The sequence below is a fragment of the Streptomyces atratus genome, from assembly GCF_040655115.1.
GTDB classification, from domain to species: Bacteria; Actinomycetota; Actinomycetes; order Streptomycetales; family Streptomycetaceae; genus Streptomyces; species Streptomyces atratus_D.
On record NZ_JBFAJH010000034.1, the window covers coordinates 55919 to 72229 of the forward strand.

Here is a 16311-nt window from a genome sequence, read left to right on the forward strand (position 1 = left end):
GACCGGACGCTCAGGTTGGGCCCCCGGGTGTGAGTAGTTGGGGTACAGGAAATCCCGGTGAGAACGATCATGGTCGGTTAGCACGCCGATCGGCGGCTCCGCTGGGGTTCACGGAAAGATCGCCGGGCGGGCGTCAGTGCTGGCTACGGTCCGCTTCGTGCCGGTGGAGTTTCTGACTGATGAGCAGGCCGAGGCGTCCGGGGCGTTCACCGAGGTGCCCACGCGTCCGGAGCTGGAGCGGTTCTTCTTCCTCGACGATGACGACCGTGATCTGATCGCGTTGCGTCGTACTGACGCGCACCGGTTGGGCATGGCGGTGCAGATCTGCACCGTCCGCTACGTCGGCCGGTTCCTGGGCGAGGACCCGCTCGCGGTGCCGTGGGAGGCCGTGAAGTACCTGGCCGGGCAGCTCGGCATCGCGGACGCCTCGTGCGTGAAGCGGTATCCGGAGCGCCGGTCGACGGTGTACGAGCACGCGGCGGAGATCCAGGAGCGTTTTAGGTACCGGGACTTCACCGCCCGGCGGTGGGGCAGGGAGTTCCGCGGCTTTCTGTACGGGCGGGCGCGGACGCACGCCGAGGGGCCGGTGGCCCTGTTCAACCACGCGGTGACGTGGCTGCACAAGAACCGGGTGCTGCTGCCCGGGGTGTCGGTACTGGCCCGGCAGGTGTCGGAGGCCCGCACGGTGGCCGAGCGGCGCGTGTACGAGGCGGTGGCCCGCGCCGCGCACCGGGCCGATCCCGCGCTCGCGCCAGCGCTGGCCGGGCTGCTGGTGGTGCCGGATGGCAAGCGGGTCTCGGAGCTGGAGCGGCTGCGCACACCGCCGGTGAAGTCGACGGGCACCGCGATGGTGCGGGCCATGGAGCGGGTGGAGGAGATCTCCGCGTTCGCGCTGGGGCGGGTGAACCTGTCGAGGGTGCCGGTGAACCGGCTGTCCACGCTGGCCCGGTACGGGCAGCTGAGCAAGGCGCAGACGATTCTGCGGGCGCCCGAGCCCCGGCGGACCGCGCTGCTGACGGCGGTGGTGCGCCAGTTGGAGGCGCAGGCGGTCGATGACGCGCTGGACCTGTTCGCGGTGCTGATGGCGAACCGGCTGATCAGCCCCGCGCGGCGGGCCTCGGAGCGGGATCGGTTGGCGATGCTGCCGCAGCTGGAGAAAGCGGCGCGCATCCTGGCGAAGGCGTCGAAGATCCTCACCGAGGAGCTGGACGTGGTCGCCGAGCACGGCACGGACCTGGACGTGGCCGCACTGTGGGCGGCGGTGGAGGAGGCAGTGCCGCGTACGGCGGTGGCCGGCGCGGTCGCGACCGTCGAGGCCCTGGTGCCGGAGGATGACGGGTCGGCCGAGGCGGCGATGCGGGAGAAGCTGGCCCTGCGCTACAACACCGTGCGCCCCTTCCTGGCACTGTTGGGCGAGTCGGACGCGCTGGGCGCGGCCCCGGCCGGGCGGCGCCTGTTGAAGGCGGTGCGCCGCCTGCCCGCGCTCTCCGCGCCGCCGGGTCAAGGACCGGCCGCTGTTGCCGCGCGAGATCGACGCCGAGCTGGTGCCCGCCATGTGGAAGCGGGCGGTGTTCTCGAACACGAAGCTGCCACAGGGAGCGGTCGACCGTGACGCGTACGTGGTGTGTGTGCTGGAGCAGCTGCACCATGCGCTGAACCGGCGCGATGTGTTCGCCGCCCCGTCGAATCGGTGGGCCGACCCGCGCGCGAGGCTGCTGGATGGCCCGAGATGGGAGGCGATGCGCGCAGACGTGCTGGCGGGCCTGTCCCTGACCGAGGACGTCGGCGAGCACCTGGCCCAGCTCACCCGCGCCCTGGACGCGGCGTGGCGGCAGATGGCCGACCGGTTGGAGGAGGCCGGCGACGGCGCGAGGGTGGAGATCGTCGTCCCCGAGGGAGGCGGACGGGCCCGACTCTCGAACTCAGCCTCGCAGCCATCGACCTTCTCGCCTGGACCCGGGTACTGCTGCTGGACGGCGACCTGGCCGTTGCCGAACCCAAGAAGCTCCGCTACCGACTCCTGCACGCAGCCGCCCGCCTGACCCACGGTGGCCGACGCTTCCATCTACGAATATCAGCGACCTGGCCCTGGAGACACGAACTGGCCACGGCCTTCCACCGCCTCGCCGCACTACCCCGCCCCGTCGGCTGACCGACGACCCCCTGACCGCCCATGACCCGAAGGACCTTGGAGAACCCGACCACCGCGCCGGGCCATCGCGATGCCCACCCTCGCCCAGCACTCGACGATCAACGCCCGCGACATCAACCCAGCTCAGCCGCCCTCAACTGAAACGCGGAGGCTAGTGACTGCGGTTTCCGGGGCACTCGTGGGGAGCGGTTGGTAGCGATGGCGGCTCCGCGTTGCTGCACGCGGACGGTCCCGGTGCCGTGGCTGCCGGTGTCAGTGGGAACCGGTTTGAAGCGGGAGCGGGGGTGAGGGGGTTGTTTCAGCATCGCGGAGGCCTTGGGTGGTGACCCGGGAGGCGAGTGGGATCGCGGCGAGGGTGAGTCCGAGGGCTGCGGCGATGAAGGTGGCACGGATCCCCAGGCTGCGTCCGAGGAGGCCGCCGCCGAGGGCTCCGAGGGGGACGACACCCAGGACGATTAGGCGGTAGGCGGCGGTGACGCGGCCGAGGAGTTCGTCGGGGACTGCTGCTTGGCGCAGGGTGCTGACGACGATCTGGTTCAGTGAGGTGGCAAGAGCGGCGCCGAACATGGCGGCCAGGGCCAGGGGTGTGCTGTGGCCCAGCCCGAGGATGGCGTAGCCGACGGCCGGGGTGAGGGCGGCGAGCCAGGTGGTGGGGCCGCCTCCGATGCGGGGCACGACGTGTTCGGCGAGCAGTGAGCCGGCGATCGCGCCGGCTGCGGGAACGGCGATGAACAGGCCATAGCTCGACATGGCCAGTTGGTACGGGCCGGTGATCAGCAGGACGAGGAGTCCACCGGTGGCCGCACTGAAGAAGTTGATTGCTGCCGAGATGAACGCGACTCGGCGCAGCAGTTCGTGGCGCCAGAAGTGGACCCATCCGGAGCGGATGTCCTGGGTGATGGTGGTCGGGTTCGAGCGGCGGTGCTCGTGTTCCTTGCTGGTGGGGCGCAGCGCGGGCAGCAGCAGGGCCGCCAGGCCGGCGAGGGCGAACGCGGCCGCGCCGGTGTAGAAGGCCGCCGATGCCGCCAGGGCAAACAACGCCGCGCCGGCAGGCGGACCGATGAAAGTGTTGATGACGGACTGCGTGGCGAACAGTCTGCCGTTGGCGCGCTCGAGCTTCTCGCGGGGCAGGAGACGGGGCGGGATGGCCAGGGCGGCGTTGTCGACCATCGTTTCGGCACAGCCGGCAATGAACACTGCGGCGTAGAGAAGTGCGACGTGGTGCCATCCGTTGGCCAAGGCGAGGGCGAGCAGCGCGAACCCCGCCGCGCGCAGCCAGTTGCCGAGGATGAGTATCCGGCGTCTGTCCATGCGGTCGGCCATCGCGCCGGTGGGGAGGGTTGCGAGCAGCCAGGGCAGGAACTGCACCACCGTCATGCCCGCCACCACGAGCGGGTCACGGGTCAGCGTGGCGACGAGCAGCGGTGCGGCTGCCTGCAACACCCCGTCGGCGAGGTTCGAGGACGCTTGGGACGCCCACAGTGCGGTGAAGGGTCTGAGGGCGGCGACGGACACGATCGTTCTCCTCGTGGTGATCTCATGGGTGATTGGCTGATTGGGAATGATGCCAAGAGGATCACCTCACATGCAATAATGCTTTTGCCCGTGAGAGCTGCCTCACAGGCGCGAGCGCCTTTGACGGCGAGAGGAGCTGATGGTGAGGTTCGGCCACATCGCGGGTGACCGCATGCTCGACCTGGTAAACACCGTTGCCTGGCGGCTCGGCGGACCCGAACGCCTTGAGGCCCTGAAGACCTTCTCCGACGTCGTCGAGTGGTGCATTGAATCCGACCTGCTCAGCACAGATGAGGCCGCGGCCTTGCACGACCTCGCCGGCCGGGACGGCGCCCGGGCCGAGCGGGAACGGGAACAGGTCATCGAAGCGCGCGAGAGGGCCTACGGAGCCCTCTTCGACGACGACCCCGAAGCCGCCGCAGACCTCGCGAGCATGTACCGGGCGGCGATCGCCGCAGCCGACCTGGTCCACACAGGCGGCCGCTGGCAATGGCAAGACCGGGACGCCGACCTCCGCCTGCCCCGCAATCGCATCGTCCGCGGGCTTGTGACTCTCACCCAGCGCGACGACCTCGATCGCCTCCACCAATGCGAAGACGCCAAGTGCGGCTGGGTCTACCTCGACACATCACCGCGGCGGAACCGCCGCTGGTGCAACACGAAGGACTGCGGCGACCGTAACCGCGCCCGTGCTTACTACGCTCGGCAGAAGGCGAAGAGTCATCAGCCCTGATTCATTCACCGACTGCGATCGTGGCCTCACGACGCCGAGACTCAATCAACGTCCCAGGTCGGTATGCCTAGACCCAGATCCCGACCTCATAGGGTGACGCGAACAGCGCCAAGCATCGTGGTGCCCCACACTGCGGATGATCATGGGCCCCGGTCAGTCTCTCAAAAATGACCATTTATGAGAGTGACTCTCCATGCGTAGGTCACTCTCGGCCCCAGGACCGCAGAGGACGAAGTTGCCCGGAACGCTTTGCCGCTTTGCGTCCCGGGCAACACGTGTGGGTAGCAGCCGCGAAGCTCCTGGGGGAGTTGCAGGTCCCAGCCGTCTCAGGCCGCGGGCGTTGGGTTCGCTGATTCGGCGGTGCGGCGGTATTCGGCGTTGATGCGCTGGGCTTCTTCGAGCTGGTCTTCGAGGATGACGATGCGGCAGGCGGCCTCGATGGGGGTCCCGTGGTCGACGAGTTCCCGGGCACGTGCGGCGATCCGCAGTTGGTAGCGGGAGTAGCGGCGGTGGCCGCCCGCGGATCGGAGCGGGGTGATCAGGCGGGCTTCGCCGATGGCGCGGAGGAAGCTCTGGGTGGTGCCGAGCATTTCGGCGGCCCGGCCCATGGTGTAGGCGGGGTAGTCGTCGTCGTCGAGACGGCCGTACGAGTCGTCTGCTGTCATTGCACCTCTCTGTGGAACGCGTGGAGGGGCCCTGGTGCCGTACGGCACCAGGGCCCCGAAGGAACTGCTACACCATCTGCCGGCCCTGGTACTGCGCCGGCCTTCTTGATCCGCACCAACTCACGGGGGATGAGAGCGTGTGCGGGGATCGCGGTTGCTTGACCGGAGACCACCTCACTATCGATGTCCTGCGGTACCCGGACTCAAGACGTCCGCCCGGGCGATCCTGATGGCGCCTGGCTCCTCCGTTCTTCCCTCTGGGATCAATCACTTACCTACTGCTGGTACTGCTCTCCTGCGTACTGCTCTGTGGCCTGTGACAGCGCCACTCTTCGGCAGCCAGCCCCGTCGCCCGTCCTGCGTTTGCTCTGGCTTAGAACCCCACTGCCGAACCTCCCGGTGCGCGCGTCCGCAGCCGACGCCTTCACCGAGGTGCTGCTCACTGACTTCGCTGCTGGGTACTGACCTGCACTTACGGGTACTGCCACTGCGTACTGCTCACGGCGGCCCCTGATCACTGCGGGCCACCCGGTCCGGTCGTCAGTCCCGTCGCCGTCCTGCAACCGCTCTGGCTTCGAAACTCCACCACCGCACCGTCCTGCGCACTGCAACTGCGTGTACTGCTGCCCGGCAGTTCGTCTCTGCCGGGCCTTGCTGATCTCGGCTACGAGAGAAACCATAACCACACCAACACCCAATGTCTACTCCGGCCGACATAGATTTTCGCGTGTTCGGCGGTGAGGTAATCCACCTCGAAACAGCGATGGAGGGCGGGAGCAAGGCGGTCAACGCATGGTTAACGGGCCCGTGGGTGTCCGGCGGGGTGACTTACGGGGCGGGTGGGCGTTAGGCGTGCATGACAACGATGACGGCACGGTGGGTGCCGTTCGCATTGCACGGTGGCGAAACGGTTCGGTGCCCGGTGGACGCGCCGATCTTCGAAGCGCTGGCGCGCCGGTGGGCGGCTGCGGGACGTCTCGTGCCCGGCCAGGACGACCGGGAGCGGACGACTCTGGCCGGCCACTGCCCGTGGCCCGACCGCTACGAGCGTGGTGTCGGCCAGTCGAATGAGTGACCCAACACGCCAGGCGCCGACAGTTCCGCTGCCGGGGCGCGGGGCTGGGCTGCAGGTGGCCTCCTGCGGAGGTCGCTTTTTACGGAGCCCGCGGAGTCCTATTCGGATTCGAACTCTGCCTCCAGTTTCAGGGTGTTGGCGTTCTCGGTAAGGATGCGTACCTTGTCGTCGCCAAAACCTTCGGGCCGCTTTGCGTGGATCTCTACGGTGATTTCGACCTCGGAGTCGACAAGGTCGAGGTGGGGGAGGATCTCGATGGCGTACTTGCTGGCGTTCTTGCTGTACTGCTCGGGGGTGAGCACTGCGCGGGCGTAGAAGCGGGTGTTGCGTGGGATGGTGAGGTGCTGTCTGGGCTGCTCCTGGTCGGTCCCGGCCGGGAGCAGCACTCCGAGTCCCGAGGTGGTCTCGGCCGCGAGGGTACGTGCGGGCGTCTCGGTGTCCTGGCTGGCCCGCTGTGCTGGTACCGCGGCTGCGGCCGCGGTGTCTGTATCCGTCTGTCGTTGCCGGATCGCGGTGTCGGGCCGGACCAGGAGGGTGGAGTTGGTGATCTGTCCGAAGCGAGTGTCGCCGCCGGGCAGTACCAGTCCCTCGTATCGGGTGGCGGTCTGGTCGTAGCCGGTGGCCAGGGCGAAGCCTTCGGTCTCCCAGCCGATCATGTGCAGCACGTCTTCGATGCCCTGGTCGAGTACCGGACGGTCCCGTAGGCGGTTCATGTAGGGGTAGCGGGTGTGCAGCTCCCACAGCTGACCGACGCTGATGTGGCCGTCGCGCTGCCAGATGGAGGCGAGCGGTCCGGTCAGCTTCTGGTGCAGCAGTGCGGGGGCCTGCTGCAGCCACAGCAGGGCCTCGCGCTTGAGCCGCTCCCCGGTGCGCACGGCCAGGTCCGGTTTTCCGGTCTCGACCTTGATGGCCTCCCACTGCACGGGACGCGCCGGGTCCTCGCGCTGCTCGGGTACGAGCGCCCAGTGGTAGGTCTCGGCGATGCGCAGTTGAACCTTCTCGTCTGCTCCCTTGATGCGGCTTTCGGCCTGGCGGCGCTGGCTGGGGTTGAGGTCGAGTTCGTCGGCGCGGTCCAGGACCTTGTGCCAGCCGATGTACTCGCGGGCGGCCTCCATCAGTTCGTCGAGCCGCTTTTTGTCGGGGGCGAGGAAGACCAGCATGTTCCGGTGCGCGCGCTGCGACGGGCCGCGGGAGTTCAGCGCCTCGGCGGCGAAGAGCATCGCCGGGCTGTCGTCCTTGTTCTTGGTGTGGTGGTGCTGCGGGTGCAGCACCACCAGCCGGACCTCGTCGGTGTCGGGGATGTCTGCGGTGTGCTGCGGGGCCACGTGGACCCCGGAGAAGTTGCCGGTGCGGCGCTGGACGGGCGCCAGGCGGCGGACGAGTTCGGCCCAGACGTCCTCGGGGCGCTCAACCAGCCGGTCCGCCTCGTCCTTGGCGATCCGCGAGACGCTGGCCTGGGTGTCGTACCAGTAGCGCTCCCCCTCGGAGTAGAGGTACGTGGACCGGTCGGCCAGGGTGTTCAGGGCGGTGCGGAAGTTGCCCATGCTGTCGCCGGGCATGGCCATCCCGAGGCGGACGTGCGGCTCGTCCAGGCCCTTCGTCGCGGCCTTCAGCGTGGCGGCCGAGCCCATGAACAGTGTGCGGGCGATGCGCCGGGTCATGGCGCGCTCCCCGAGGAAGGTCTTCTCCTGGTCGATCTGGAGCGGGGTGGAGTTCACGCCGTCCACATCGGTGTCCAGGATGGGCTTCCAGCGGTCCTCGAGGTAGTGGGTCAGCTCGCCGGCCACGCGCTGGTCGTTGAGCGGGATGTCGCCCGGCATGATCATCGCGCTCTGGTTGCCGTCCCGCCACAGTGCGTGGATGACGGCGCTCATCAGCCGCAGCACGCCGCGGGTGCGCTGGAACCGCTCGAGGGTGGACCAGTCCTCATACAGCCGGGCGAACAGCTCGGGGTGGATCGGGTACGTGGACTTCAGGCGGTTCTCGTACTCGGTGCCGTCCACACCGGAGGGGAAGTCCGCCTTCTGCCCGGCATAGAACTGGGTGAACAGCCGCGCCACCTTGTTGATCTCGGCCTGCGCGCCACCGCTCGGCGACTCGAACAAGCGCCGGCGGACGATCTCGAAGGACTCATCGGCCTTCGCGGGACGCCACGGCTCGGCCTTGCGGTGGATGACGCGCTGCAGCCGGTCCAGGGCCTGCTGGCCGGCCGGCCCGCCCACCTCGTTCTCGTCAGCGGCGACGGTGCCGTCGTCGGAAGCCGGGATGGAGACGATCAGCTGCGCCCCCGAGACGGCCTCCACGACCTCGGTGAGGGTCTGCGCGAAGGTGAAGTGGGTCTCGAACGACCCCCCGGGCAGCCCTTCGGCGTCGAAGAGCTGGCGGGCGTAGGCGACCCACTCGTCGATGAGGATCAGGCACGGGGCGTACGCGGCGATGAGGTCGTGGAGGGCCGCGCCCGGATTGGTTCCGGTGTGGTCGGCCTCGGCGACGATGTCGTACCCGGTGCGCCCGCCGAGCTGCCAGGCCAGCTCGCCCCACAGGGTGTTGACCCGCGTGCCGTCAGCCTTGACATCCGGCTGCCCCGGACTGATGTAGGTGCCGACCAGGACCACGCGACGCACCGGCTCCTTCGGCAGGCCCGAGGCAGTTCCGGCGATCAGCTCGTGCATCTCCTGTGGCAGCTGCTGCGGCTGCACACCCGGGGCGAACAGGTGGTAGAGGGCCAGCATCGAGTGGGTCTTGCCGCCGCCGAAGTTGGTCTGCAGGTTGAACGTCGGCGGGGCGTTGTCATCGCCGGATATGCGGCGTATCGACTTGCCGAGAAGCTCGCGTAGACCTTCGGTGAGGTAGGTGCGCTGGAAAAACTCGACCGGGTCGGTGTACTCCGGGGCGCCATCACCCTGGGCGACCTGGGCGAGGTTGGCGGCGAACTCGGAGGCGTTGAAGTCACCCCGGGCAACGTCCTCGTGCGGCGTGAGGACGGAGCGCCAAGGCTTGAGGCCCTCCGCCGCCACGGCCGGGGCAGCGGCGGCCTCGCGGGTGGCGCGCTTGGTCTCCGCCTCGATCACGGCGCGCTGGTGCTCCAGGCGGGAGCGGCGCACCTGCTCGATGAGGTCCTTGTGGGCGCCGACCGCGGTCAGCAGCCGCTCGGCGGTGTCCAGGGCGCGGCCGGAGTCGTCGGAGTTGAAGGGCTCGTTGTGCGCCCACTTGTTGCGGGTGTCGTTCAACTCGCCGACGTAGTTACGGGCGGCCGGCGGCAGGACGTGGCGGAAGTAGGAGGCCCAGTTCCGCATCATGGTCTGCAGGAGGAACTGCGGATCCTGCTTGGAGGCCAGGCTGAAGCCGCCTTCTCGGGCCGTCGCGACAGCGTCGTCGAACCAGCGCTCGCCCTGCCGCCGGGCCATCTCCCGCTCTACGAGCGGGAGCAGCCCCTGCGGGAGCAGTTCAATCATCCGGCCGATCCGGTCGCGGTTGCTCAGTGCCATGGTGTTTGCTGTCCTGCCTGTCCTGTCCGTCGCGTCCGGTGTGCCGCCGTGCGCGGTGTCGTCGTTCTGCACGTGCCCCTCCCCTCGCCTTGCGGCGGTCGTCAGAACAACTGGCCCTCTTCGTCGTCACTGCTGCTGCGGAAGGACAGCTGCGACGGAGAAGCTATGCCGCCTCGCTTCTCCGCCGCACGCCCCGCGATCTGCAGGTCGGGCCAGGAACTGACGAGGTTGTTGAACCGGCGCCCGCTCTCCGACCAGCCGTTGCGTTCGCAGATGCTGTAGAGGAGGTAGGCAAGCTCCTTGACCGCGTCGTCGTCGACCCTGGTACGGGCACGAGCGAGCAGCTCTCCAGCCGCATCGATGCCGGAGCTGGTGCCCTTGCCGTCGAGCACGCGCGACAGGTGCATGGTCACCTCCCAGACTGAGCTGCGGTGGTCGATCTCGGGGTCGTAGGAGGTGGGCATCGTCTCGGGCTTGAGGAGCTCGGCCTTGTTGGCACGGGCTTTGACCACGCCAGCGTCTTCCAAGCCGGAAACGGAAGTGTTGAGTGCGTTGGCGAGAAGTTCCGCCTCGCCAAAGGGACCCTGTTCCCATTGCCGCTGTTCGAACCACTTGATGCACCAACGGGTGTCCGTGTCGAAGTCGCCCTCCTGTTCGGAGAGCACTTCGCCGAGGACCTCGTTGATCACCGAGAGGGCGGTCCGCACCCGCATGGGGGTGCCATCCGGTTCCGTGACTTTCGCGTAGCGGGAGAAGATCGCCATGCCCGGGCCGATCGCAGCCTGGGCCAGGTCCACGGCAGGGATGGAGCTCTGCCGAAGTGGTTTGAGCGCATCTGGCAGCTCCCGGCGCAAGGCAGAGAGGAAGCTGCGGCGGTCGGTCGATGCAGCGTTCTCTGCTCGGGGACGGCAGACCATCACGATGTAGGAGGCGAGTGCGTTCGCGCCTTGGCCGATCTGGCGGGTGCTGTTGGTCGCGTGCAGCGGCCAGGTGCCCACGACACCGATCCCTGCGGCCACCATGGCTTCGAGGAGTGCATCCCAGGCGGAGGAAGACAACTCGCCGTCCTTGGTCTCCTCTTGGCGGTGTGCGTAGATCACCACGAGGGGGAGGTCGGGGCGCGATGCCTGCTTCAAGGAGGAGAAGACTTCCACGAAGCCGTCGATGAAGTATTGGCGTGCATTCTCGGGCCCGCCGTGGCGGTGCGGGTTGGCTATCAGCTCTTCGGTCTTCGGCGTGGCCATGGTGCCGAACAGGTCCGGGTGTATCTGGCTCGCGGCACGTCGCAGCCAGACGTAGAAGTAGTCACTAAGGTCTGCGTAGTTGATCTGGGCGAAGTACGGAGGGTCGGTAGCGACGAGGGCGCTGCCAGGTGGCAGGAGGGAACCGGCCTTGCGGGCGTCGGCTTGTACGGCGAGGGCGGGCTGGGCTTCGCGGGGCAGAGCCTTGAGGCCGCCGAGGACCGCGCTGATCTGGCCCGCCCAGCTTCCGCCGACACCGCTGAAGGGATTGACTTCGGCAAAGTCCCAAAGCATGGGGATGGCCTGGCGTCCAAATCCTGGCTGGATTTTGGTGGTGCCGGTCTTTGAATCGAGCTTCCAACGTGTCTGGGACGAGTTCGCCAGCGCGAGCTTGCTCACACTGATAGCTAGTATCGAGGCGATCGCCGCGGCCTGATCAGCGTCGCCGCCGGCGCGAGTGACCCATTCCGGCACCTTGGCGACCGCGTCGGCGAAGGCCCCGAGCGTGTGGAGTTGCCGAGCTGTGTAGATGTCAGCCTGACGCCGGAGACCGTACAGCGGCGTTTTGAAGTCCCTTGTGTTTCCTGGAAACTCCAACTCTGGAATCTCGGTCGGCGCAGGTATCTCAGCCGCCGCTGAACGCTGCGGTTCGGGGATGAACCGTCGCCCCGATCCATCATCCACGGCCACGGCCAGCATCTGCAGACTCAAGCGGCCGTCGATGCCCGCTTTGCGGATGTATTTCTCCTCGACGTCGGTCCCGCACGCCAGGCAGGTGAACTTGCCGCCTCTGCCAGCGCGTTTGGTGGCCTTCGGAACTTCCTTGGTTTCGCCTTCGCCAATCTGGAAACGCACGCGGGTTCCATCGACAATCGGCCGTAGCCAAGCCACACGGCCCTTCTGCTTGCTCAGCCACGGCGAGCTGTACAGCGGGATTGGTATGCCGCAGGCGGGATTGGCACACGGAACGGTCCGCGCCCACAGCCAGGCAACGACGTCTCCGCCCTCTACGGACTCATACAGACCTCCGACCTGCTGCTTGACCTTCTCCTCCACCAAGCGTGCGTAGTGATGCACGTCGGAGAGCAGTCCGGCCATCGGGTCGTCGGCGACGCCGGAGATACCCTGGTCCAGGCTCGACACTGCGGGCTTGCCCAACACTGCAGGTATGAGCTGAGTTTCCACGCGGGTGACCAGGGCGGGAACCGGGTTCAGGTCGCTCGCGAGAGTGGGGAAGCCGAGTCGCTGGGCCTCCACGAGCGTCGAGCCGCCGCCGCAGAATGGATCGAGGACCGTTGGCAGCTCATGCTCCTGCTCGTCCAGTACCGCTCGCGCCCTCTTCAGCGCCTCCGCCGTTGGTGCGGTGCCATCGGCAGGTACAAGGCCCTCGATGATGTGGAGCATCTGACCGCGCTTCTCATCGTCCACTGGATCGTCCACGATGGCCGCGAACAACAGGGCACGCCACGCCGGGGTGGGCATGGGGGCGAACCACTTGTGGATGTTCTTCAGAGTTCCGACCTTGCGGTCCTTGTCCGCCTTACTGGCCTTGCTGATGGCCTCCAGGGGCAGGGCTACCTCGATGAGCTTCCGCCGTTGCGGTGTCGCGTTGTCCTCATTCACGGCACTCACAGTGGAGCCCCTCCCTTGTTCCAGGCGTCCTGCCAGTTCAGGACGATGCCTTCGGTCTTTAGGTCGCCGAATTCGGTTTCGGTGAAGGCGTCGACCAGGTAGCGCAGTTCGTCGTGCTCGGGGCCGTCGGGGTGGACGGCCACGATCGCGAGCCGGTGGTGTTCGCCGCGGTTCTTGGCCACGAGCACCTCGTTGCGGCTGACATAGAAGTCCTGCGCGCCAGCTCGGCGGCCTTTGACCTCGATGTGGATGAGGTGGCCGTCCTGGGTCAGCGAGCGGATGTCGTAGCCGGGGTTGTTGTGTGCCATCTCCTCGGGGATGCGCCCGAGTTCCTTTTCGGCCTGGAGTATCGCGGCGATGGCCCGCCGGTCGGTTTCGTAGCCGTCACTCGCCCGCATCGGCGCCAGGTCGCCGCCACCGGCGGCGCCCAAGGCCTTTGCGAGCCAGCCGACCGGTACCACCAGGGCGCAGCCGGCGACGACGGGTGGCCGGGGTTGGAGGGTGGCGTCCTTGTCCAGTTCCTCCAGGCGCTTGGTGCGCCGGTGTTCCAGTTCCTCGGCCCAGCTGCGGGCCTTCTCGGGGCGGTGGCGCACGCGTTTGCCGTCGGCGAGGTTCTGCTCCAGTTTCCCGGCCTGGGCGTGCCAGTAGTTGATCTCGTGCTTGAGTCGTTGTTCGACCTGGGCCCGGGTACGTGCCACGGCGGGTAGGAGGCGGTCGCGTACCTGGCGCAGGTGCTCGGGCAGCGCCTCGCGTACAGCCCAGTCCAGGGCGGGGGCTTCTCCGCCGTCGCGCAGCCAGGCATGGTCGAGCAGTGCTTCGGCGGCTTTTGCCTCGGCCGGGGTCGGGGGGCGGTAGTCCAGGTACGGCGCGGGTCCTGCGTTCCTCGCGGTGCCGTCGGGCAGCAGCTCGGTAAAGGCGAAGGCCCGGTCGGCGATGCGGCGGTGCCCGTCGAGGACCTCCTGGGCCAGGGCCACCAGCAGTCGGGGCTGCTCGCCCGGGTCGGATGCGTCGACGAGCACTGTGCCGCGGCTGAGCAGGTCGGCGTGGTGAGCGATGACCTGGTCGAGGACGGCGTCGAAGAGCGGGTGGCCGGGGGCGATGAGGTCGGCGCGGGGCTTGCCGGGCATGTTGATGCGGCCGCGGTCGAAACAGACCCGCTCGTATTTGCGCTGCACGGTGCCGCCGAGACCGGTGAAGCGGCCGGGGTCGCGCAGCGCGGCGGGTATGTGGGTGATCTCGAAGCGGCTGGCCTCACGGGGCATCAGCCGGCCCCCGGTGCGATCGAAGGCGTCGCGGAAGAACGCCTGCACGTAGTGGGGGTGCAGGCGGCGGGCCTGGGCCTCTTCCATCCGCAGGCGGATTGCGTCGACGTCTTCCAGGCCCATGACCTGGGCGTCGAGCGCCAGTCCCTTGATCAGCTCGACGGCGCGTTCGCCGACCCGGGCGTCGATGACCTCATCGAGCTGGGCCTTGACCTCGGGCTGGTCGCCGTAGCGGATGGCGCGCATGAGCAGCTCGCGCAGCGGTTCCCCGTCGAAGATCTCCCCGAGGACGTTGTAGACCTTGCCGTCGTAGGCCTTGCTCTGCTGCTCGATCTTCTCCAGCAGACGCTGGAAGACCTGGCCCTCCCGGGTGTTGTCGGCGACCAGGTTCCACAGGTGGCAGACCTCCGTCTGGCCGATCCGGTGGATGCGGCCGAAGCGCTGCTCGATGCGGTTGGGGTTCCACGGCAGGTCGTAGTTGACCATGAGGTGGGCGCGCTGCAGGTTCAGGCCTTCGCCGGCTGCGTCGGTGGCCAGGAGCACGCGCACGTCCGGGTCCTGGTTGAACCGGTCGCGGATCGTGCGCCGCTGCTCCCGGGGGGTGCCGCCGTGGATGGCCACTACCGCGTCGGCGCGGCCGATGAGGGCGCGGACCCTGCGCGCCAGGTACTCCAGGGTGTCGCGGTGCTCGGTGAACACGATGAGCTTGCGTGGGCGGTCGTCGCCGTCGCGCATGTGGGGGTTGTCCTGGAGCAGGCCGGACAGCTCCCGCCACTTACGGTCCTCGCCCAGCGCCAGCACGCCCGAGGCGAACTGCTCCAGCTCCGACAGCCGCTTGATCTCCTGCTCCAGCTCGGCCACGGTAAGCGCGGCCGAAGCGGCGTCCACGACCTGTTCCTCCACCTCTTCCAGCTCCGCGCCGGTCAGGTCGTCGAGCTCGGCGTCCAGAGTCTGCCCGTCGTCGTCCTCGCCCAGGGCACTCAGCGCGGTGTCACCGAAGGGCTGGTTCGGGCTGCTGCCCGCGTCCAGGTCGGCGGCCTGCCGTGCGGCGAGCAGCTCCGCGCGCTTGGCCTCCAGACGCCGACGGCGGCGCTCTAGGGACTTCCAGATGGCCTCGGGGCTGGAGGCCAGGCGGCGCTGGAGCACCGTGAGGGCGAAGCCGACCTGGTTGCCGCGGCGGCCGTCGAGCCGCTCGGCGCGGTTCATCTCTTCCCGGACGTACTGGGTGACCTGCTCGTACAGCTCTTGCTCGGCCGGCGACAGCTCGTAGGGGACGGTGTAGGCGCGACGCTCGGGGAACAGTTTCTTGCCGTCGAAGGTGAGCAGGTCCTCCTTGACCATGCGGCGCATCAAGCCCGAGGCGTCGTGCTGGTGCACCCCGTCGCGGTACTTGCCGGCGAAACGGTCACCATCGAGCAGGGCCATGAACAGCTGGAAGTCCTCTTCCTTACCTGCGTGCGGGGTGGCGGTCATGAGTAGCAGGTGCCGGGTGACCCGGCCGAGGAGGCGGCCGAGCTCGTAGCGCTTGGTGGTCTTCAGCTCCGCACCGAAGTAATGGGCGCTCATGCGGTGCGCCTCGTCCACAACCACCAGGTCCCAGCTGGACTCAGTCAGCCGGCGCTGCAACTCCTCGGACCGCGAGAGGGCATCCATGCGGGCGATCAGGCGGGGGTACTTGTCGAAGACGTTGGCGTCGACGGTAGCGTCCACCAACTGCTTGGACAGCAGCGCGAAGTCCAGGCCGAACTTCTCCAGGAGCTCGTCCTGCCACTGCTCAACGAGACCGCCGGGGGCGACGATCAGGCAGCGCTCCAGGTCGCCCCGGAGGGCCAGTTCTTTGATGTAGAGCCCGGCCATGATCGTTTTTCCGGCGCCGGGGTCGTCGGCGAGTAGGAAGCGCAGCGGGGTACGGGGCAGCAACTCGTTATAAACGGCCTGTATCTGGTGCGGAAGGGGATCGAGCAGACTTGTGGAAACAGCGAGCATCGCGTCGCCGCGGGCAGCCATGCGAATCCGCATCGCCTCCGCGGCGAGACGGAACAGCTCAGCGTCAGCATCGAATCCGCGGCTGCCAGCCCCGGCAACGCCCGTGATGAGTGCACTTTCCTGCTCGCGGTACAGGATCGTCTCTTCGACGGTGCCGTCCGTACGCCGGTACGTGAGGCGGGCCGCGGAATCCCCAAACATCTGGAGCGCCACCACAGTGACCTCCGCGCCCGGCACCACCCCGCCAACCACCAAGCCAGGGGCCAAATCCCCGAGGCGGAGGCTACGGGCGCGGGTCATCCCATGCCCCCCTCAAGCCGCGTGCGCACGCTAACGTGCCTACACCGACGTTCCATTGGATTATCGACGATCCATAGGATCATCACACTTCCGGCATCATAGGGGCACATGTAGCTGCAGTCACCTTTCGCTGCGCACAGTCCCATCGCCCGGCTCCGTAGCGAAACCTGAAGGCCGACCGAAGCTCGCCGAGTGCGCCCTCGCGCGTGCCCGGTCCCGAGCAACTGCCGCTCCCGCTCGCCACCTTCCTGGCCCCTGCCAT

At 68.0% G+C, this 16311-nt stretch carries 6 protein-coding genes and 2 pseudogenes; 3 read left to right on the top strand and 5 right to left on the bottom strand.

The features are described 5' to 3' along the window. Positions 1 to 157: 157 nt before the first annotated feature. Both AB0I23_RS28620 and AB0I23_RS28625 read left to right on the top strand, forming a co-directional pair. Positions 158 to 1901, top strand: a pseudogene (locus AB0I23_RS28620) (DUF4158 domain-containing protein); the annotation flags it as partial. Positions 1902 to 1915: 14 nt separating this feature from the next. Beyond that, positions 1916 to 2152 (top strand): annotated as a pseudogene (locus tag AB0I23_RS28625) (transposase); the annotation flags it as partial. Between the two features lie 252 nt (positions 2153 to 2404). Here the strand turns inward: AB0I23_RS28625 and AB0I23_RS28630 are convergent. After that, positions 2405 to 3667, bottom strand: a complete 1263-nt coding sequence (locus AB0I23_RS28630) for an MFS transporter (RefSeq protein ID WP_359113511.1) — start codon at positions 3665 to 3667, stop codon at positions 2405 to 2407. Between the two features lie 139 nt (positions 3668 to 3806). Here AB0I23_RS28630 and AB0I23_RS28635 point away from each other — a divergent pair, with 139 nt between their 5' ends. Continuing rightward, positions 3807 to 4400, top strand: coding sequence for a CGNR zinc finger domain-containing protein (locus tag AB0I23_RS28635; RefSeq protein ID WP_359113513.1), 594 nt, complete (start codon positions 3807 to 3809; stop codon positions 4398 to 4400). 326 nt (positions 4401 to 4726) lie between these two features. On the opposite strand, the gene AB0I23_RS28640 is transcribed toward AB0I23_RS28635, so the two are convergent. The 4 genes from AB0I23_RS28640 to AB0I23_RS28655 all read right to left on the bottom strand — a co-directional run bounded on the left by AB0I23_RS28640 (position 4727) and on the right by AB0I23_RS28655 (position 15950). Beyond that, complete coding sequence (locus AB0I23_RS28640) at positions 4727 to 5065, bottom strand: MerR family transcriptional regulator (protein ID WP_359113515.1); 339 nt, start codon at positions 5063 to 5065, stop codon at positions 4727 to 4729. A 1173-nt stretch (positions 5066 to 6238) separates the two neighbouring features. Beyond that, on the bottom strand, positions 6239 to 9700 hold the full coding sequence (locus tag AB0I23_RS28645; protein ID WP_359113517.1) for a DUF499 domain-containing protein: 3462 nt from the start codon (positions 9698 to 9700) through the stop codon (positions 6239 to 6241). A gap of 29 nt (positions 9701 to 9729) precedes the next feature. After that, positions 9730 to 12492, bottom strand: a complete 2763-nt coding sequence (locus tag AB0I23_RS28650; protein ID WP_330481469.1) for a DUF1156 domain-containing protein — start codon at positions 12490 to 12492, stop codon at positions 9730 to 9732. 5 nt (positions 12493 to 12497) lie between these two features. After that, the gene (locus tag AB0I23_RS28655) at positions 12498 to 15950 is read right to left on the bottom strand and encodes a helicase-related protein (RefSeq protein ID WP_359113519.1); all 3453 of its coding nucleotides are present in this window, start codon (positions 15948 to 15950) and stop codon (positions 12498 to 12500) included. Positions 15951 to 16311: the final 361 nt, after the last annotated feature.

Bases quoted from the DNA above. Each gene is read 5' to 3' on its own strand.
- AB0I23_RS28635 (WP_359113513.1), top strand. From the start codon at position 3,807: ATGGTGAGGTTCGGCCACATCGCGGGTGACCGCATGCTCGACCTGGTA.
- AB0I23_RS28640 (WP_359113515.1), bottom strand. From the start codon at position 5,065: ATGACAGCAGACGACTCGTACGGCCGTCTCGACGACGACGACTACCCC.
- AB0I23_RS28655 (WP_359113519.1), bottom strand. From the start codon at position 15,950: ATGTTTGGGGATTCCGCGGCCCGCCTCACGTACCGGCGTACGGACGGC.